Origin of the sequence: Thermoactinomyces sp. CICC 10523, from assembly GCF_016055105.1 — a bacterium.
GTDB lineage: Bacteria > Bacillota > Bacilli > Thermoactinomycetales > Thermoactinomycetaceae > Thermoactinomyces_A > Thermoactinomyces_A daqus.
The window spans coordinates 58445-77153 of the sequence record NZ_JAECVX010000001.1; the positions used below are offsets into that span (position 1 = coordinate 58445).

Consider the following 18709-nt stretch of genomic DNA (forward strand, 5'->3'; position numbering starts at 1 on the left):
CACATTTTCTAGCCATTTCCTTTTTATCTTAACACGCCCCTGCCGGGTTAGACCAGTGCCAGTGTCTCCCGGGCAATCATCAACTCTTCATTGGTCGGGATGACCAGCACTTCCACCTTGGATTTTTCTGTGCTGATGCGTTGAATCTCTTTACTGCGCATCCCGTTTTTATCCCTGTCGAGATCGACGCCGAAGAATGTTAATCCTTCACACACTTTTTCACGAATCTGGGCTGCATTTTCGCCAACCCCGGCCGTGAAGATGATGGCATCAACTCCATCCATTGCTGCCACATAAGCGCCGATCGTCTTTTTGATTTTGTATACGTACATATCAATGGCCAGTCGGGCATTAGCATTTCCGTCGAACATTGCTTCCATCACTTCGCGCATGTCGCTGGAAATGCCGGAAACGCCCAGAAGTCCGCTATGCTTGTTCATCATCGAATTTACTTCACTTAAGGTAAGTTCTTCTTTGGCAATAACAAACGGCACGATGGCCGGGTCAATATCCCCGCAGCGCGTTCCCATCATCAAACCTTCAAGCGGCGTCATCCCCATACTGGTGTCAACCGATTTTCCGCCTTGTACAGCCGTGATGCTGGCACCGTTCCCGATATGGCAGGAGATGATTTTAAGCTCTTCCAGCGGTTTGCCCAAAAATTCGGCAGCGCGCTGGGACACATATTTATGGGACGTGCCGTGAAATCCGTAGCGGCGAACTTTGTATTTATGGTACAAAATCCGCGGCAAGGGATACATATAGGCATAGTCCGGCATCGTTTGGTGAAATGCCGTATCAAATACCGCCACGTGAACAGCGTGCGGCAAGTTGGCTTGTGCCGCATCGATCCCGATCAAGTTCGGGGGATTGTGCAGGGGTGCCAGGTCAAATGTTTCACGAATCGCCCGGCGCACCTCGCTGTCAACCACGACGGAGCGGGCAAAAGTTTCGCCGCCATGAACGACGCGATGGCCGACAGCCGACACTTCGTCGGCGCTTTTGATTACGCCTTCTTTTTCATCCATCAGCAGATCGAGTACTTTTTTCAGCCCCACCCGATGATCGAGGATTTCACTGATAATAACCTTCTTTTCCCTTCCTGCAGGCTCATGTTTGATAATGGCACTTTCCGTCCCGATCTTTTCGACCAGCCCCGATGCCAAAACTGACTCGTCAGTCATATCAAACAATTGGTATTTAATCGATGAACTTCCGCAGTTAATAACGAGAATTTTCATAATGACTGTTCCTCCTTGCGATCCACCCGTTCACCATCTTCATTGTAACGGTAAAACCCTTCGCCGGTTTTTACGCCAAGATGCCCTGCGCGCACCATTTTTTTCAACAAAGGTGCCGGACGATATTTGGTATCCCCGAATTCGCGATAAAGCCGTTCCATCGCCGCGAGAACCGAATCCAATCCGAAATGATCCGCCATCTCCAAGGGGCCCGCTTGAAATTGATAACCGATCTTCATCGCCCGGTCAATATCCTCCGCGGTGGCAACCCCTTCCATCAGTGTATAAAGAGCTTCGTTTATCAACAGGATAATGAGTCGGGTCGTCACAAACCCCGGTGACTCATATACTTCAATTCCCTTAATGTCGAGATCCGAAAGCAATTTGAGTACCGTTTCCACAGTCGTTTGCGAAGTTTTCAAGCCGCGCACCACTTCAACCAATGGAATTTTGGGAACCGGGTGGACAAAATGAAGGCCGATCACCTTGTCCGTGCGGTTTGTAGACGCAGCGATCTCCGTCAAACTGAGCGTAGAAGTATTGCTGGCGATGATGACATCCGGCCGGCATAATTCGTCACAGCGCTTAAATACTTCGATCTTGGTGTTGAGATCTTCATAGACCGATTCGATCACCAAGTCTGCGTCTTTAAGGGCAGAGAAATCAGACGTCACCTTGATTCGGGAAAGGGTTAATTTTTTCTCCGCCGGTGTAATTCCCCATTTGGCCAGCTTTTTATCCAGACTCATCTCTATGTGTTGATAGGCGCTTTTCGCCAATTCGTCTGATTGTTCAATTACGGTGGTTTCAAATCCTTTGGAAGCGATCAGTTCGGCAATCCCCTGGCCCATGGTGCCGCCACCGATGACCGCAATATGTTGAATGTTTGCCACTTCCGTTCAAACTCCTTTCACTCCATTAACCTTGTATATTTTAACAGGTTCTTGATCATATTTCTTTAACATTTTCCGAAAATCTCCTCTTGATTTTACTTCTTTCTTTAATAAAATGTACAAACAATGCTTAAATATAAAGGTAAATCCCGACATCGTCCGCTTGGATCAGGCTGATATTTTATAAAATTTTATGAATTTACAAGTTCGTTGTCATTATTCCGCAATTAAAAACAAAAAAAGGGAACGAATCCGTTCCCTTTAAAACGAATAAGTCAGCACTTGTTCCTGATCAGGATCATATCCTTTGATGGTCAGGGTAATCTTTTTTAATTTCGTCCCATTTTGGGCAAGCAGGAGCCGGTAATTGACCTGCATTTTTTCCGAAAGGGCGAAAAGTGGTGTCTCCTCTTCTAGGTAGAGCCGCTCTTTTAATTTTTCCAACCATTTGTGCTGATCGATTTCCACATTGAACGCACCGCCATTTACCGGATGATACGATTTGGCGATCTCTTTGATCAACTGCAAATGATCCCGCGGAGAGATGACACCCGCTTGTTTGGCAGTCATTTCCTCTTCTTTCCCGGCAACATGAATCAGGATATGATTTCCTTTTCTCTCCATCTTCAGCTTTTTTTCGCTTTCCTGGATCATCCAGTTCTCACCCTGCTGTTGACCGGTGAACGCCCGAACCTGTCCCGACTGTTTGACGGTGAGGCGATAGGAGTAGGCGGATTCCTTTAATTTGCGGTTAATTGCGCTGATCACCCGTTGATCCTCCCGCTCCTGTACGGCCTGGTGATCCGAACGACCCGTATGATCCAGGTAATCCCCGGAACAAACACCCAGAAAAATAAAAAGAAGCAAAGATAATACCCAGTACATGTACCTTCACTCCCCTTTTCCCATATTTACGTCGCCTCACCGGATTTTAGCACCCAATGATAAAACCAGACTGCGCAACGCAGCCTGGTTCAAACCCTCATACGTGAAAAAAGTGTAAATCATATTGGGTACAGCTTAGGTGATACTAAAAGCAACAAGGGAGGTGATGGCAAATGTCAACCTCTTACCTTTACCCGGGGTGGGTACATGAGTTTCTCCAAACTCATTTGAGCGAAGAAGAACTTCGGCAACTTTCTCCCTTTATCCATGCCGAAACATGGGCATCCCCATCTGCCCAAAAACGTTATTGGCTTCAGGAAAACACCGATATTCCCCTTCGCTTTCATTTGGATATTGATATGAAAATATAACCTGCCTTTAGTATGACTTAGAAACTCCTGCCTATTCCTTATACCGTCCCACTGTCGCTGCCATATGTTGGCAGCTTTTTTTCTGCGGGGCAGCCGTTTATGCCAAAAGATGGCTGTTCTCTGTCTGTCGCAGGGCAGGTATGATGATTTTCAGCGGGTCATCGCTTCAAATGACTTCATCGCTTCATGACAAATTTTTTCTTCATCGAGCGTCAATACTTCACGGTTTCGCATGATCGGCCGGCCATCAACGTACATATCGCATACATCTCCCCGCGAGGCCGAATAAACAAGATGCGAGACGATATCGTGGAGCGGCTGCATATGGGGACCGCTTAAATCAATCGTGATAAAATCGGCTTTTTTTCCCGTCTCGAGGGTACCGATCTGCTGATCGAGAAAAAGGGATTCAGCTCCGTAACTGGTTCCCATCCTCAAAGCGGTCAAGGCCGGAACGGCGATCGGGTCCTGATTGGCTCCCTTGTGGATCATCGCAGCCAGGTGAATCTCTTCCAACATATCAAGGTTGTTGTTGCTGGCTGCCCCGTCAGTCGCCAAGCCCGGTCGAATCCCTCTTTCCAGCATTTTCGGGATCGGCGCGATTCCGCTCCCCAGCTTTAAGTTGCTCCCGGGATTGTGGGCTACCTTCACGTTATATTCTGCCAAAATATCGATTTCCTCATCCGTCAAATGCACGGCGTGCGCCACCAATGCCGGCAAATCAAAAAAGCCGAGGCGGCGAAGATGTTCAACCGGGCGCAATCCGTAATCTCTTACGTTTTGCTCCACTTCGGCTCTGGTTTCCGACATATGGGTATGAATGGGTAAATTCAGTTCAGCAGCCTTTTCGACAAACTTTTCAATGTACGACGGCGAACAGGTATAGGGCGAGTGCGGCGCCAACATCGTCGTAATGCGACCATCCGCCTGTCCGTTCCAATCGATGGCAAATTGAACTGCTTCCTGCAGTTTCGCTTCTTGCTCGGCTTCGCTGCACAACCCGATGGCCCCGCGGCACAGGCGTGCACGGATGCCCGATTCCTCCACAACTTTCCCTACCTGATCCATGTGATCATACATATCGAGAAAACAGGTTGTACCCGATTTGATCATTTCCAGAACAGACAATGCCGTCCCGTCGAAGACCTGTTTTGCCGTAAATTTCGCTTCAAGGGGCCAAATTTTCTCCTGAAGCCATGTTTGCAGCGGAAGATCATCCGCATATCCCCGCAGAAGTGACATTGCCGCATGACCGTGCGTATTGATCAATCCCGGCAATATCGCTTTCCCGCTCATATCGATTACTTCATCATACTGTGCAAGTACAGACTCTTCTGGTACGGGACCGAGATAAGAAATCGTATCTCCTTCGATTCCCAGGGCACCGTCCCGGATCACATCTTCCTGCCCTTCCACCATCGGCAGTAAAGCTGCATGGATAAAAATGCGTTTCAAAGGAGCTTCCTCCATTCTCTTTCCTTTTACCAGTTAAGCATAACATGAACAAATTCAATCTTCATAGCCTGTGTTGCTCCAAAAAGCGCAAAATTTCATCCAGGCGGTAACGCTCACCACCATAGATCGGGGCAAACAAATCCCCCTTTTCCTCCAGCCGGGAGAAAATCGTATGGAGAGTCCACGTTTTCGGACTTAACTTTTCCGTGACCTCATCCCATTGCAACGGGGTGGACACCGTCGCTTCGGGAACCGCCCTCGGTGAATAGGGAGCGATTAAGGTTTTATTATGCCAGTGTTGCAAGTAATCAAAATAGACTTTGTCCCCGCGCTTCTCCACTCTGCGCTCAATCGTCACCAAAGCCGGATGCTGCTCGGTTAAATAACGGGCGATCATCTCCCCGATTCTTCTCGTTTGTTCATATGTATAAACCGGTTCAATCGGTACGTAGATCTGCAATCCCGTCGCTCCCGATGTTTTCGCAATGCCATCCAGATTCAACTTGTTCAGAACCTGACGTGTCAGCAGTGCCACTTCCACCACTTTGGAAAAGTCAGGGATGGACGGATCAATGTCAAACACCAACTCCGTCGGAAAGGATTCTTCCGCGGCAGTATGAAAAGAGACATGGAACTCCAGGGCGGCAAGATTAGCCAACCAAATCAAGGACGGAACCTGGTTCAGCAGGATATAATCAATCTCACCGGAACGATATGTTTCAATCCAGGAAGGCCGAAAAGACGGGGCGTTTTTTTGAAAAAAAGATTCTCCGCCCACCCCGTCGGGAAAACGAATCGTCGTAAGCAGCCGATTGCGGCAATACTTGAGCAAATAAGGAGCCAGCCGGGCGCACGCCATGATGAAATCCCATTTGCGAATTCTCGCCTGCGGAAACAGCATTTTATCCGGATTGGAAATTTTCAGTTCGACTCCTTCCACTTGCACATATCGTTCGTCTGCCACCGTTTCTTCACACCTTTCGGCTGAAGGAATCACTCTGTTTATTATCTGCCTTCTTAAGAGATCTATCCGTAAAATCCCCTGCGCGGACGTCTTCGCTCCGGCGGCATGCGGACGGGTCTTCCCGGCCCGGGAGTCAGAGGAGTTGGCGGGCGGACAGGTCTGATCGGCCGGATGGGCCGCGGTGGCGTCGGCGGTCTTGTCGGCCGCGGTGGCCTCGGATTCGGCGGGTCTGTTTCCGGGTACGGATAAACAAACGGAACCGCGATGTAATAAACCACCGGAATGATACACCAGCACCAATACATGAGCCTATCTCCCTTTTTCGCAGAGTCATTCAACTGATCTATTTCAGTTTATTTCGGTTTCAGTTCGCCCGGAACCGCGAAGAAGTTTATAATAGAAAATAAATTCAATATCATCAATATTCTTTATAAGCGAGGGTAACATTATGGTCATCGGGGGAATAGAAGCAGGCGGCACCAAATTTATCTGCGCTGTCGGAGACGAACATGGAAATGTGACGGAACGAATTCAATTCCCCACCACAACACCGGGGGAAACGATGAAGCAAGTGATTGACTTTTTCAAAAAATTCACGTTAAAAGCAATCGGCGTCGGTTCGTTTGGACCGATCGATATCAATCCGGCCAGTCCGACCTATGGTTACATCACAACCTCACCCAAAAAGAAGTGGAGGAATTTTCCGATGGTTCGGACGCTGCAAGAAGCATTGTCCGTTCCTGTCGGTTTTCATACGGACGTGAATGCAGCAGCTCTGGGCGAATCAGCCTTTGGCGCCGCTAAAGGGCTTGACAGCTGTTTGTATATCACCGTGGGAACTGGAATCGGAGCAGGAGCCGTCATATCCGGAAAACTTCTTCAAGGATTTTCACATCCGGAAATGGGCCATCTCTTGCTCAGGCGGCATCCGGATGACCCGTACACCGGGAAGTGCCCGTATCATGCAGACTGTTTTGAAGGTTTGGCTTCCGGACCAGCGATTGAGGAGCGCTGGGGCAAAAAAGGGAGCGAACTCGCGGGCAACCCCGAAGTGTGGGAACTTGAGGCCTACTACATCGCACAGGCACTGATGCATTATATCCTGATTCTGGCACCGCAAAAAATCATTTTAGGCGGAGGCGTGATGAATCAGAAACAGCTCTTTCCTTCCATTTATGCAAAGCTGGAGAAAATGCTGAACCAATATTTATCTTTTCCATCTCCACTGAACCGGTATATTGTTCCTCCGGACTTGGGAGAAGATTCCGGGATTATCGGCTCGCTCTTGCTCGGAAAACAGGCTTGCGGCGCGAATTGACCGGCAACATCCAAAAGCTGGTTCCGTACTGCCGGACACCAGCTTTTGCTGCCTACGTTTCTTTTGCATACACAACAAGCGAAACTTCTTTATTTATTAAATCTGCTATTTCCTTTTCCAGTTCCGTTATTTTGTTCATCACCTGTCGATGATTCCGGAGATCAGGAATTTCGTATTGCCGGGACTGATCTTCCATCCTTATCCTCCTTTCGTTGTTTGCAATTAAATTATCCCCGGCATTCCCATGAAACATGCGACACAGAGCTTTCAACCGCCTAAGTCTTCCAGACAGACCCGTTTGCTCCATACGCCTCCCACCCCCTTTTCTCGTGACCGGATACCAGTCGGACTGTCATCCATGAATCGGAAAAGTTGAGTCAAGGCTTCACCAATAGATAATGAAAAAAATTGTAATTCAAAATATTCCCTTGATAAAATAGATTCATTCAAACTGTTTTGAGAGAAGGTGGTTAAGTGGCAATGAAGAGTTACGATGAAGTATACAGCAAGGACGAGTTTTACTGGAGACGCGAACCCAACCAACTCTGCAAACGCGCAGTAGAGTTGGTTACGTCTGAAAATAAAGGAAAAATCATCGAACTTAGCTGTGGAGAAGGGAAGGACATTATCCATTTTGCCCGAAACGGATTTGATACGGTTGGCGTTGATGTTTCCCAACCCGGTTTGCAAAAGGCACAGAAATGGGCTGACCAAGAAGGACTGACAATCAAAACCGTTCAAGCCAATCTTAATGAATTAAACCTGACGGAAATGTTTGGTATTGTATATTCAAGCGGAACCCTGACTTATCTGTCTCCCTCTCTTCGGGAAGAAAAATTCAAAAACTATAAGGAACATACCAACATCGGCGGATTAAACGTCTTCAATGTATTTGTTGAAAAGCCGTTTATTGAAACCGCTCCGGACTGGGGAACGGACGAATATTTTTATCGTTCCGGGGATTTGCTCAACTACTATTGGGATTGGGAAATCATTTCATTTGAAGAAATCATCTTCGATTGCAATTCCAGTGGTGTTCCGCACAAACACGCGATGAATATCTTGATCGCCAGAAAAGTTCATCCATAACCAGAATGGTCAGTCGGCCTTTTCACGCATTCACAGGCAGTGATTTGGTTCCGTCCAACGCTGCCTCTTTAGGCATGAGGAAGAGCTTGGGCCTGCCAGATTTTTGACTGGATGGTCGCGTTTTCACATTCCGACCGCTTATGGAAGCAGGCATTCGTGAGGCGGAACATCAACAAAAGCCTGAATGCTTGGTTGTCTTAAGGTATGGCCAACGCTCCATTCCGCAAAATTCACTTTCACCGTGATTTCAGGTTTCAGCCAGATGGTTTCTTTCCATCTTGACGGTTTGTTTGCAAATGGCATGGTTGAGATAATAAGCGGCTTGATCCCCCGGGTTAGTTCAAGCCAGTCCTTCCGGGTTAAACGTCCCGTACCGGCGTGACCAATATACCATAACCGGCCGTCACGATCGAAAAGACCGAGCAAAAGTGAATTCACAATCGTATCTCTTAGTGTGACACCGCCCACCACAGCAATTAAGTCTCTGTAAAATTTTTTCTTGCGCCAGCGCGGGTCTTTTCCGTTGATCAAATATGTACTGGAAAGGTCCTTGATTACGATTCCTTCCATCTCATGTTCTTTTATCACCTGAAACAGCGCTTCCGCATCTTCGTGTGAAGTGACCAGTTGCACATGCTCCCCGGGAACGATAATCCTAGAGAGTATCTCACTTCTCTCCAGCAAACTGCGCTCAGTCAGCCATTGGCCATCGCAGTAAATCACGTCAAAGATCATGTAGCAGATCGGCACATCTTTCCGCACCTGTTTAACCCGTTCCAGACGCCGAACTCCATCACGGCGCATCACTTCGTGAAACGATGGTTTTCCATCAGAACCCAACGAAATGATTTCACCATCCAAAATTACGGATTTTGCCTTACAGTACGTTTGAATCGGAAGTAACTCCGGATAATGAAAAGTACGCTCGTTTTTTTTGCGGTTGTAGAGTTTCACCTGATTCCCGTCCCAATAGGTTAAAACCCTTACACCATCCCATTTCACTTGGGCAACCCAGTTATCCTCATCCGGAATGATGTCAGTGCTCGTTGGCTCAAATGGAATGATCGGTGTCAGCGGCATCCTGAAAACCCCTCTTCGATGACTCCTGTTTGCTACAGTTTACCCCACTTCCGCACATGAAATGTTAAAGATGTCTACCACAGGAAAACGGCGACCAGAGTGGAAACGACTAATCCCATGATGACGGGGATGGCGTTTTTCCGGGCCAACTCCATGACGGGAACACCTGCAAAACCGGCGACCGCCACAAGCGATGACCAGGCGATCAGAGTCCCTCCTCCCGTCCAAACCGACCCCATCTGCCCAATGGCAGCCAGCGTGGACGGGTCAAATCCGGAAGAACTTGCCAAAGCTCCGGACAAGGCTCCGGTTAAAGGCAATCCGGAAAAACCCGATCCTTCCAGCCCGGTTACCATGCCGACCAGTAAAATACCGAAAGAGGTCACGATGCGATTGGCCGGAATAAAGGCTTGCATCGTCTTGACAATGTCAAACAGAAAGGCGGGGGCACCTTTATGCACAGAGAGGATGGCTCCGGCAAAATCCCCATTGCCAAGGAAGAAGAATCCGGCGATTGGAACAACAGGCCCCATCGCTTTAAAGGAGAACAAAAATCCCTCCACGATATGCTCGCTGATCCGTTCCAAAGCTCGAAACCGGCCATGAACAAAAGTAGCCATAATCAACAGGACGGCAGCCACACCCCCGATAAAGGCGGCTCCGTTCGCTCCTTCCAGCCTGCCGTGACCGTGGATTTTGGTGTAAACCATATACAGCATTACCCCAAGCAAGGAGAACGGAACCAATACGGCGAAGACTCTTCCCCACTTCTCTTCTGCTCCGCTGCACCGGGATATATCTTCTTCCGCCGACATGACCGCCATCTGGTTCAAGGCGTCATCCTCGTACAAATCCGGATTTCTCACTTTCCTGAACAGGTACAAATACGCGGAACCACTGGCAATCACCCCCGTGACCAGCGACAGGATCAGAGCTTTGTCCGCTACCGCCGCCGTATTGATTCCGGCTGACTTGGCACTCAGCATCGGCGCCACTTGCATGACATAATCAGATGAGAGAGCCATTCCCTGTCCGGCCACAGCGACGGCCATCGCCGCCCCCATCGCCGGAAGACCGGCCCGGACCGCAGGCGGGATCAACAGGGCACCGATCAGCGGCACGGCTGGTGTAGGCCAGAAAAAAAGGGAAATGACATAAGTAATTACGACAAGAATAAAAAAAGAAACGTGTCCGTTAACCATGAGTCGTTGAATCGGTGCGATCATCTGCCGGTCAGCCCCCAAATCCTTCAAGGCCCGCAGCAGGGCCACCATAAAGGTAATAATCAGGAAAATGCTGAACAGCTCATTGGCGGCTACCAGGTTGGCATTAAAAATCGCCTGCAATCCGTCTACAAAACTCCCCTTGTACACCCAGGCAACCAAAAGGGTGCCAACCAGGGAGAGCAAAACGACCCCGCGGCGAAAAAGCACAGCGAGAATCACCAGCAGAGTAAACGCACCATAAAGCCAATGGGCAGGAGTCAGCATTGATTCCGGCCTCCTTTACCTATCCGCTGTTTTTCGTCCCATGCAACTTTTATGCATATTCAATTCCTGTTAATAATGTAATCATTTCATCTATAATAAATTACATTTCTATTCTGTCATCTAAAATCCATTGTTAACAAATTGCACACAAAACTGAAAAAAACAGGTTTCAATTTTCCGATATAGTGAAATTAAAGGGAAGATCGTTTTGTCAGTTGAAAGGAGAAGCATTGAATGTTTAAAGATTTCATGGCGAGACTTGGTCATGGAGCCGCAAAAGTGGATCTGATTCTGGAACAAAACCGATTTGCTCCCGGTGATCCCGTTGCGGGAAAAGTGTTGATCAAAGGTGGAAGTGTGGAGCAACGCATCAATAAAATCGATGTCCGTTTCATGCTCAGTATCTATGCAAAAGGACACGTGCACACGCATCCGGTCGCATCCGTTCCTTTTTACCAGTCGTTCGTCATCCGGCCCGGCGAACAAAAGGAACTTCCTTTTCATTTTCAGTTGCCGGGAAACCTGCTGGTTACCGGACAATCGGTTTCTTACTACTTTGATACACAACTCGATCTTGCCGGTGCCGTCGATCAATCCGACCGGGACTATATCGAGATCGTCCCGCCGGTTCCGCTCAGCAATATCCTGGCAGCCCTGAGCCGTCTCGGTTTCCGGGAAACACATCATTCACGCAAGTTTAACGGATATGTGCAAGAATTTGAACTGGTTCCGACGGAATTGTTCCGCGAGCAGGTAAAAGAAGTGGAATTTGCAGCGGCAATTGAGCCAAACGGGGTTCGCTTACTGCTCGAAGTGGAGTATTATTCATTCGGACATCATCATGAGGTAAAACGGGAAGTATTCATCCCGCAGGATCAAATTTCGGATCCGGATGCACTGATGATGCTTTGGCAAAATCTGATCACCGAATCGATGTCAACTCCCCATTACGGACATGGTCACTACCATATCCCTCATTCCTATCACCATGGTCAAAGTCATTACGGGCATAGTCACCATCACCACGGGCATGATCACCATCACCACTCCCATTTGTCCGGAATGACAGGGGCGATCGGCGGTTTTGCAGCGGGGCTGATCGGAGGCGTTCTGCTTGATGAACTGCTGGACGGAGATGATAATCAGAATCACGATGCCGGTCTGTTCGGCAACAATGACAACGGCGGATTTTTTGACGATGGGGATGATGGGGGATTTTTTGGCGGCGGTGACGACGATAACTGGGTTTAATTGATAAAACCAGCAAAATTGCCGGCGATCGTTCCCGGATTGGCCACGGGAGCGATCGCCGGACATTTTTATCGGGGCAAATGAAACTGACTCAGATTACCCAATCTCCGTTGCGGAAAATGGGGATCGTTTTTCCCTCCCAATTCTCGCCGTCAATATCCAGTTCGGATGAACCGATCATAAAATCGACATGAACCATACTTTGATTAATGCCCCGCTCGGCCAGCTCCTCTCTTGTCAATCCGGTTCCCCCCCTCAGGCAGAACGGCAGAGCAAAGCCCAAAGCCAGATGGCACGAAGCATTTTCATCAAACAAGGTCTGGTGGAAAATCGCACCCAATTGCGAAATGGGAGATGTATGGGGAACCAGTGCCACTTCACCGAGATAAGCGGCCCCTTCATCCAACCCGACCAGCGATTTTAACAGCTCTTCACCTGTTTCCGCCCTTACTTCGGTCACTTTTCCCTCCCTGAAGGTCAAGGAGAAGCGATCGATCATTTGCCCGTTATAGCTCAGCGGCCGTGTGCTGCTCACCACCCCGTTGACTCCGGTCTTCAACGGAACGGTAAACACCTCTTCAGTGGGCAAGTTGGGGACAAACAACACGCCCTGTTCATTCTGCTGGCCCGCTCCCACCCAGAGATGGTCTTTTGGCAATTCGATCGTCAGCGCGGTACCCGGCGCACGATAAGAAAGTTTTTTCAGGTGAAGGTTATTCAACAACTGCACCCGATCCTCGATCTTTTTCAGATGTTCCTGCCAGCGCTCCACCGGATCAGTCGCATCCAGCCGCGTCGCCTTTTCAATGCATTCCCATAACTTTTGCATCGCTTCTTCTTCAGGCAGATGCGGGAAGACTTTTTTAGCCCACTCTGTCGTGGGATAAGCGACAATCAACCAGCTGATCTTATTTTGCCGAATCAGTTCCCGGGCAAAATGCATCGCTTCATTGTTCGCCCTGCTGACCGCGGTAATTCGTTTGGTTTCAACCCCGTGGAAGTAATCAGGCTTGGGGGAATGGATTGTCAACATCGCGGCTCCATTTTCCAGATCCTTGCGGAGATCTTCCAGTTTGCCCTTCCTGATGTTGGAGAGCGACTCCTCCGGTGCATGCAACAGGCGGATGCGGTTTACTTCATCGTCAAACCAGTCAACGACAACATTTTTTGCTCCATCATTATAAGCGACTTCCGTGATCTTTCGTACGAAAGGAGCGGCTTCCAGCGCAGCTGAAATGTACAAGGTCTGCCCTTTTTGAATGTTTACCCCAATCCGGACTGCCAGTTCCGCGTATTTTTCCAATTTGTCATATTCCAACATCCGGCCTCACTCTTTCATTTTTATTCATAATAATTAAATCTAATCAAATAATTCATCCATATGCAAATAAAAAATTTCAACCGTCCACCCGAACCAATTTTAAGGCTGCAACACAATCTCGTATTTGTACCGGTCCGTACGATAAATGCACTTCGTAAACTCCATGATTTCCCCTTTTTCCAGATAGGTGGTTCTGCTGAACAGGATGGCCAGCGAATGATTGGGAACACCCAGGAGTTTGCTTTCATAATCATTCAGGCTGATCGGCTCAATCGTTTGCCGGGCATAGGCGGGATGGTATTGGTATTGATTTTTTAAAACCGTATACAATGATTCGCCTTCTAGCTTTTCCCGGGTAAGACCGGGAACTTTGTCATGGTTGAGCCAGACTGTTTCCAGCGCGTACGGCAACTCATCCACATAGCGAAGCCGCTTGATTTCCACCACTTTTGACTGATCGGGCAGCATTTTTAAATTTTTTTTCAATTGCAGAGTCGCTTCGACAATGGAAAATGACAAAATTTCCGAACGCACGGAAAAACCTTGTTCTTCCATCTCTTCGGTAAAACTTCGCAGGCGGGTGAGCAGATGCTTGGGCTTTGGCTCGGCCACGAATGTTCCCTTTCCCTGCTCCCGGAACAACACGCCTTCATTCACCAGAGCCATCACCGCTTTGCGCGCAGTCATCCGGCTGATTCCATGAACTTCGCACAATTCACGCTCGGGCGGGACTGCATCTCCAGGTTTTAATTCCTCATTTTCGATCATTTCCTGCAAGATCTCTTTCAGTTGGTAGTATAGGGGAACTGGACTTTTTTTGGATACCTTTTTCATCGTTCAACTTGATTTCCTTTCCCTTGGAATTTTTCCGCAAAGAGCCTGATTCCGGGGCGGGATTGTCCGCAGCGCCGAAGGCTGTACCCGGAAAGCAGGTACAACCTTTCTTATCTTTGGTATGCCAGTACACCCCGGCAAAAAGTCATAAAGATCTCAAGCTGGTCATCAAGCACGACGATATCAGCGTCTTTTCCCGGAGCGAGTGCGCCCTTGCGATTGGCAAATCCCAATTCCTGCACCGCATTTAACGATGTCATTTCAACCAGTTGCTCCATTGAGCAACCTGCAAACCGCTCCATATTGGCCAAAGCGTCTTTCATCTTCAAAATGCTTCCCGCCAACGTTCCGTCTACGAGCCTTGCATCCCGTTCGCTCACGATCACTTCCTGACCGCCGAGGTCATAAACTCCCCGTTTGAGGCATTTGGCTCTCATCGCATCCGTGATCAGGATAATCCTCCCGCTGCCGATCTGGTTATAGGCAACACGCACGCTGTGAGGATTGATGTGAATCCCGTCAGCAATGATTTCCACATTGAGTTCATCGCGCAAAAAGGCCGCTCCGGCCACCCCCGGCTCACGGTGATGAAAGCCGCGCATCCCGTTGAACAGATGCGTCACATGGCTCGCTCCGTTCCCAATCGCTTCGACCACTTCATCATAGGTGGCGTCCGAATGGCCAATCGAAGCGATGACTCCTGTTTCCTTCAGATAGCGGACCAACTCCGGCCCGCCCGGCTGCTCGGGTGCAAGTGTCACCAATTTAATATGCCCCCGCGCCAGCTCCTGCCAGCGGCGAAAGAGATCCACATCCGGAGGAACGATGTATTCCGGAGGTTGCGCTCCCGCGCGTTTCACATTGATAAATGGCCCTTCCAGATGGATCCCAATGCATTCAGCCTGCCCCGCAACTTGATGATTTTCAATGAAGTCGGCGGCATTGACCAACGCTTTCTCAATTTTTTCGTGCGATTGCGTGATCGTAGTGGCCAAAAAACTCGTCGTCCCCTCCTTCGGCAGATTTTCGGCCATCGTTTTTAAGGCTTCCGGCGTTGCATCCATCGTATCCGCTCCGGCTACTCCGTGAATATGGACGTCCACCATGCCCGGAATCACCTTTTTTCCGCTGAGATCAATCACCTCACCGGCCTCAATGCCTGAAAGTTGTTCCATCGACCCGAGCGCAGCGATTTTCCCATTCTCAATAAATACATAGCCCGGATCAACCGTACCATTTGCTGTGCAGATCTGTGCGTTGGTCAATAAAACTGACGGCTTATTCATATTTGTTGCGCCCCTTTTTGCAAAATTTCTCCATTGTATTTAGTTTAGCATTCCTATTTATAATGGTCTATACCAATCCTCGATTAAGAACTGAGCACGGATTCCTTTGCGATGTTGAATCACTGCCCGAAAAAAAAGAGGCGTAAAACGCCTCTCCCATCCGTGAAAAAATATTATTCATGCGTATCAGTTTGCCGATTAATTTCCTCTCTGAGAAGCGGCCCGGGATCCTGCCAAGAAGAAGGCTTGATCACTTTTCCGTCAGACTCCCGGTACCGGGGTTTTCCGTCTTCCCAGAGTTTATCCATATTGGCCGTGTGGACAATATCAAACAGGGCTTGCGGGCGAACTCCCATTTCAACCAAAGTTCCCAAGGCCAGATAAATCGTGTCGATCATCGCATCCGCTTGCTCTTCAATCGTCCTTGCCTGTTTGAATTCCCCGATTTCTTCCTCCATCCATTTCGCCCGCTTTTGCACCCGCTCCATCGCCAGTTTTTCGGGTTTTTCCTTATGGGGAACCCCAAAGCAGCGATGAAACTCTTTTACTTTTTCCCAAGCCTGATCCATCAACTTTCCCCCGTTCGCATTAGCAAAATGATTAAAAAGTCCGGGCCCATTTTTGGGGTAGTACTAGCTTAATTTGAATATTTTTCAACTGTAGGAGGTGAAAAATATGCCAGTCTTACTTTTTTCGATCGCGCTCGTTCTCATTCTTGTTCATGCAGTCGTCACAGCTATTCAAATCCTGCAAGCACCGAAACAAAACTGGTTTGAATTTGTCTACCAACTTGCAATTGCCGTTGCCGCCCTCTGGTTTCTGTTACAACAGTTATAGCGATTAAAACACCTCCCCGATTCAGGGAGGTGTTTTGATTAAAGATCGCCAAAATCGAGTGTGCTCGCTTTGGTGTAATTGGTCACTTTCTGTTCAAAGAAATCCGTTTTCGTCGCATTCAGGTTGGAGAAACTCTCAACCCATTTCATCGGATGCGTCGTAATCTCCGGATACAAAATATCAAAGCCGAGACGGGTCATGCGTTCATTGGCCAAATATTTGATATAGCGGTCGATAATATCATTGGTCAGTCCTTGAATGTTGTTGTTGGTGATATATTGACCCCAGCGAATCTCATGTTCAACCGCCGTACGGGCCATTTCCCGCAATTCCTCGATAAATTCCGGTGTGAAGAGATCGGGATTTTCCCGGCGCAATTCCTTGATCATGTTTTGGAACAAGACCACATGGGTTAATTCATCACGCTGAATATATTTGATCAGTGTCGCGGTTGCCGTCATTTTTCCCTGCCGCGCCAAAGCGTAGAAAAAGGAGAATCCGCTGTAAAAGTAAAGCGACTCCAGCAAGAAGTTGGCCATGCAGGTTCGGACATAGTTTTCATCATTTCTGTCATCGACAAACCGCTGGTACAAATCGGCGATAAACCGATTCCGGCGGAGCAGATGCTCATCGTTGCGGTAGGGTAAGAACCCGGCGCCTTGCCGCCTTGCAGCGGGAGGTTTCCAAGAACTCCCCTCCGAACCGGACGTACATGTCTCCATGTATCCGGCTCTCCACTTATCCGAATCCAGCCTCCGTAAAATCATCTTTCCAAGTCAAGAGATGAATGTTTACTTATTGATGTACTTTGCAGCCTTCGGGAGGTAATCCACCCTGTTGTCTTCCGACGGATCAGCTTGCCTGGCAAAACCTTCATGGTACAACGTTCGCGTTCTTGTTCCGTTTCCCGTTTCGCAGGTAACCGTAAAGACCTTGTTCACTTCGTATTTTTTGATGATCTTCCTGGTCGTCGTCCGGTATTTGCCGGCTAAGGTTTTGTACAGGCTGTACTTCATGATGTGGTAATACTTGTTGAGTACACTCACATTTGACGCCAATCGGTAGTAATGGTAGAGTCCCCTGATCTCTGCATTGTACGTGTCGAGAATCGCACAATCATCAAGCCTGATGAGAGATGATCTGTGTTTTGATTTCCATTTTCCGTTTTTTGCAATTTCAAGCGAACCGCTCTCAAGGAGTTTCTTCTTCCATACTTCATGCGGTACATAAAGTTTGCATTTTAACGGGCTGCCCGATGAACCGCCCCCTGAACCGGCCGGCCCCTTGTGTTTCCTTGATACGCGAATATCATATCCGAGGAACCTTGCCGGCTTTTCCGAGTGGGTGATCTTCATCTCCTCCCCGGAGAGTTGGAGATTCAGCTTTTCTTTTAGAAACTCCGCCAGCTCCTCTTTCACTCCCCTGGCATCATCTTTGCTTCCGATGATCCCGATCAGAAAATCACCCGCATACCTTACATAGTAAAGCCTTTTGTATCTTGAGTCCGGAATGTTCCTGTCGTCTTGGGTAAAATTTTCTTTCAACTTGTCGATGTATTGATCCAGTTCATTCAGATATATATTCGATAAAACAGGACTAATAATGCCGCCTTGCGGAGTACCGCTGTATGTACGATGGTACTTCCAATCATTCAGGTACCCTGCCCTCAGAAATTTCCGGATCAGCCGGAGGAACTTTTCATCATCGATTCTGTTTCCGAGGATGTTGACCAGAACATGGTGATCCATCTGTCCAAAAAAACGCTTGATATCTCCTTCGACAAACCATTTTACCCAAGTAAAGGTCTTCCGGACTTCCGTTAACGCCGTGTGGCAGCTCCTTCGTGGACGAAAGCCGTGCGAGTGATCAGAGAATGACCGGTCGTAGATCGCTTCCAGCATCATCCTCAGGATTTCCTGAACGAGTTTATCGGTCAATGACGGAACTCCAAGAGGCCGTTTCGTTCCGTTGGCCCCAGGAGAGGAAACACTGTTCACCGGATTGGGTTGATAGCTTTCGTCCTTCATGCTCTCGATTAAACAATCAATCCGCTCCAAGCTCCGATCATCGGGCGGATGCCCCTTGATTCTCTTGTACGCCAGAAGAAAAAACTCCTTGTTATACAGGTTACGGTACAATCTGCGGTATTTGTACCCGTCATGCTGCGCTTTGGAGGCCAGACTGTTTAATACGTTCTCAGGATTTCTCACAGAGCCTCGCGCTCCTTCCCTCGCTGTATTAAACAAGATAAGCTGTTCCCCTTCGCCATGCAGCAGGCTTTCCCTGCCTCGGACTACTACGGGAACTCCGTCACCCTGGCGGATATTCAGGCTCGATCAGCCATAGCCTGCAGGAGGCATTCCGCTTTAGGTGATCCCCGTTTAACGAATCTGG

Annotated in this window: 19 protein-coding genes; 5 read left to right on the forward strand and 14 right to left on the reverse strand. The window is 48.6% G+C overall.

What is annotated here, in order from left to right; translation table 11 throughout:
- Positions 1-47 precede the first annotated feature (47 nt).
- From I8U19_RS00295 to I8U19_RS00305, 3 genes are all read right to left on the reverse strand, one after another.
- The gene (locus I8U19_RS00295; protein ID WP_033101565.1) at positions 48-1241 is read right to left on the reverse strand and encodes an acetate/propionate family kinase; all 1194 of its coding nucleotides are present in this window, start codon (positions 1239-1241) and stop codon (positions 48-50) included.
- Positions 1238-2134, reverse strand: a complete 897-nt coding sequence (locus tag I8U19_RS00300; RefSeq protein ID WP_033101564.1) for a 3-hydroxyacyl-CoA dehydrogenase family protein — start codon at positions 2132-2134, stop codon at positions 1238-1240. The genes I8U19_RS00295 and I8U19_RS00300 overlap by 4 nt, the downstream gene beginning before the upstream one ends.
- A gap of 261 nt (positions 2135-2395) precedes the next feature.
- Positions 2396-3019, reverse strand: a complete 624-nt coding sequence (locus I8U19_RS00305; protein WP_033101563.1) for a hypothetical protein — start codon at positions 3017-3019, stop codon at positions 2396-2398.
- 173 nt (positions 3020-3192) lie between these two features.
- Between I8U19_RS00305 and I8U19_RS00310 the strand changes: the two genes are divergently transcribed.
- Complete coding sequence (locus I8U19_RS00310) at positions 3193-3390, forward strand: hypothetical protein (protein WP_033101562.1); 198 nt, start codon at positions 3193-3195, stop codon at positions 3388-3390.
- 150 nt (positions 3391-3540) lie between these two features.
- Here the strand turns inward: I8U19_RS00310 and I8U19_RS00315 are convergent, their stop codons facing one another.
- A complete protein-coding gene (locus I8U19_RS00315) occupies positions 3541-4809 on the reverse strand; it encodes an amidohydrolase (protein WP_198055128.1) in 1269 nt (422 codons plus the stop codon).
- 97 nt (positions 4810-4906) lie between these two features.
- Positions 4907-6106 (reverse strand): non-homologous end-joining DNA ligase, encoded by a 1200-nt coding sequence (gene ligD / locus I8U19_RS00320; RefSeq protein ID WP_370589237.1) that lies wholly within the window; start codon positions 6104-6106, stop codon positions 4907-4909.
- A gap of 151 nt (positions 6107-6257) precedes the next feature.
- Between ligD and I8U19_RS00325 the strand changes: the two genes are divergently transcribed.
- Positions 6258-7127: an ROK family protein gene (locus I8U19_RS00325; RefSeq protein ID WP_033101559.1), complete on the forward strand. Its 870-nt coding sequence runs from the start codon at positions 6258-6260 to the stop codon at positions 7125-7127.
- 52 nt (positions 7128-7179) lie between these two features.
- On the opposite strand, the gene I8U19_RS00330 is transcribed toward I8U19_RS00325, so the two are convergent.
- Complete coding sequence (locus I8U19_RS00330) at positions 7180-7434, reverse strand: hypothetical protein (protein WP_152568581.1); 255 nt, start codon at positions 7432-7434, stop codon at positions 7180-7182.
- Between the two features lie 173 nt (positions 7435-7607).
- On the opposite strand from I8U19_RS00330, the gene I8U19_RS00335 reads away from it, so the two are divergent.
- Positions 7608-8216 carry a methyltransferase domain-containing protein gene (locus I8U19_RS00335; protein WP_198054897.1) on the forward strand — a complete coding sequence of 203 codons (609 nt, stop codon included), beginning with the start codon at positions 7608-7610 and terminating at the stop codon, positions 8214-8216.
- 138 nt (positions 8217-8354) lie between these two features.
- On the opposite strand, the gene I8U19_RS00340 is transcribed toward I8U19_RS00335, so the two are convergent.
- Entirely contained in the window at positions 8355-9296 is a 942-nt protein-coding gene (locus tag I8U19_RS00340) for an ATP-dependent DNA ligase (protein WP_033101557.1), read from the reverse strand.
- A gap of 74 nt (positions 9297-9370) precedes the next feature.
- Positions 9371-10786, reverse strand: a complete 1416-nt coding sequence (locus I8U19_RS00345; protein ID WP_033101556.1) for a hypothetical protein — start codon at positions 10784-10786, stop codon at positions 9371-9373.
- A gap of 234 nt (positions 10787-11020) precedes the next feature.
- Between I8U19_RS00345 and I8U19_RS00350 the strand changes: the two genes are divergently transcribed.
- Positions 11021-12037, forward strand: coding sequence for a sporulation protein (locus I8U19_RS00350; protein ID WP_198054898.1), 1017 nt, complete (start codon positions 11021-11023; stop codon positions 12035-12037).
- A gap of 91 nt (positions 12038-12128) precedes the next feature.
- Here I8U19_RS00350 and I8U19_RS00355 read toward each other — a convergent pair whose 3' ends face one another.
- The 4 genes from I8U19_RS00355 to I8U19_RS00370 all read right to left on the reverse strand — a co-directional run bounded on the left by I8U19_RS00355 (position 12129) and on the right by I8U19_RS00370 (position 16047).
- Positions 12129-13358, reverse strand: coding sequence for an aminopeptidase (locus I8U19_RS00355; RefSeq protein ID WP_198054899.1), 1230 nt, complete (start codon positions 13356-13358; stop codon positions 12129-12131).
- 99 nt (positions 13359-13457) lie between these two features.
- Positions 13458-14192: a GntR family transcriptional regulator gene (locus I8U19_RS00360; RefSeq protein WP_198054900.1), complete on the reverse strand. Its 735-nt coding sequence runs from the start codon at positions 14190-14192 to the stop codon at positions 13458-13460.
- A 110-nt stretch (positions 14193-14302) separates the two neighbouring features.
- Complete coding sequence (gene nagA, locus I8U19_RS00365) at positions 14303-15478, reverse strand: N-acetylglucosamine-6-phosphate deacetylase (RefSeq protein ID WP_198054901.1); 1176 nt, start codon at positions 15476-15478, stop codon at positions 14303-14305.
- 173 nt (positions 15479-15651) lie between these two features.
- Complete coding sequence (locus I8U19_RS00370; protein WP_033101552.1) at positions 15652-16047, reverse strand: pyrophosphohydrolase domain-containing protein; 396 nt, start codon at positions 16045-16047, stop codon at positions 15652-15654.
- A 106-nt stretch (positions 16048-16153) separates the two neighbouring features.
- Here I8U19_RS00370 and I8U19_RS00375 point away from each other — a divergent pair, with 106 nt between their 5' ends.
- Entirely contained in the window at positions 16154-16315 is a 162-nt protein-coding gene (locus I8U19_RS00375) for a hypothetical protein (protein WP_160173875.1), read from the forward strand.
- Positions 16316-16353: 38 nt separating this feature from the next.
- Here I8U19_RS00375 and I8U19_RS00380 read toward each other — a convergent pair whose 3' ends face one another.
- Positions 16354-17037, reverse strand: coding sequence for a ribonucleotide-diphosphate reductase subunit beta (locus I8U19_RS00380; protein WP_232331008.1), 684 nt, complete (start codon positions 17035-17037; stop codon positions 16354-16356).
- Positions 17038-17106: 69 nt separating this feature from the next.
- A complete protein-coding gene (locus I8U19_RS00385) occupies positions 17107-18525 on the reverse strand; it encodes a reverse transcriptase/maturase family protein (protein ID WP_198054902.1) in 1419 nt (472 codons plus the stop codon).
- Positions 18526-18709 lie beyond the last annotated feature (184 nt).

Excerpts from the sequence above, each read along its gene's own strand:
- I8U19_RS00295 (WP_033101565.1), bottom strand. The coding sequence starts at position 1,241 with ATGAAAATTCTCGTTATTAACTGCGGAAGTTCATCGATTAAATACCAA.
- I8U19_RS00305 (WP_033101563.1), bottom strand. The coding sequence starts at position 3,019 with ATGTACTGGGTATTATCTTTGCTTCTTTTTATTTTTCTGGGTGTTTGT.
- I8U19_RS00310 (WP_033101562.1), top strand. The coding sequence starts at position 3,193 with ATGTCAACCTCTTACCTTTACCCGGGGTGGGTACATGAGTTTCTCCAA.
- I8U19_RS00315 (WP_198055128.1), bottom strand. The coding sequence starts at position 4,809 with ATGGTGGAAGGGCAGGAAGATGTGATCCGGGACGGTGCCCTGGGAATC.
- I8U19_RS00325 (WP_033101559.1), top strand. The coding sequence starts at position 6,258 with ATGGTCATCGGGGGAATAGAAGCAGGCGGCACCAAATTTATCTGCGCT.
- I8U19_RS00330 (WP_152568581.1), bottom strand. The coding sequence starts at position 7,434 with ATGGAGCAAACGGGTCTGTCTGGAAGACTTAGGCGGTTGAAAGCTCTG.
- I8U19_RS00335 (WP_198054897.1), top strand. The coding sequence starts at position 7,608 with ATGAAGAGTTACGATGAAGTATACAGCAAGGACGAGTTTTACTGGAGA.
- I8U19_RS00340 (WP_033101557.1), bottom strand. The coding sequence starts at position 9,296 with ATGCCGCTGACACCGATCATTCCATTTGAGCCAACGAGCACTGACATC.
- I8U19_RS00345 (WP_033101556.1), bottom strand. The coding sequence starts at position 10,786 with ATGCTGACTCCTGCCCATTGGCTTTATGGTGCGTTTACTCTGCTGGTG.
- I8U19_RS00350 (WP_198054898.1), top strand. The coding sequence starts at position 11,021 with ATGTTTAAAGATTTCATGGCGAGACTTGGTCATGGAGCCGCAAAAGTG.
- I8U19_RS00355 (WP_198054899.1), bottom strand. The coding sequence starts at position 13,358 with ATGTTGGAATATGACAAATTGGAAAAATACGCGGAACTGGCAGTCCGG.
- I8U19_RS00360 (WP_198054900.1), bottom strand. The coding sequence starts at position 14,192 with ATGAAAAAGGTATCCAAAAAAAGTCCAGTTCCCCTATACTACCAACTG.
- nagA (WP_198054901.1), bottom strand. The coding sequence starts at position 15,478 with ATGAATAAGCCGTCAGTTTTATTGACCAACGCACAGATCTGCACAGCA.
- I8U19_RS00370 (WP_033101552.1), bottom strand. The coding sequence starts at position 16,047 with ATGGATCAGGCTTGGGAAAAAGTAAAAGAGTTTCATCGCTGCTTTGGG.
- I8U19_RS00375 (WP_160173875.1), top strand. The coding sequence starts at position 16,154 with ATGCCAGTCTTACTTTTTTCGATCGCGCTCGTTCTCATTCTTGTTCAT.
- I8U19_RS00380 (WP_232331008.1), bottom strand. The coding sequence starts at position 17,037 with ATGGAGACATGTACGTCCGGTTCGGAGGGGAGTTCTTGGAAACCTCCC.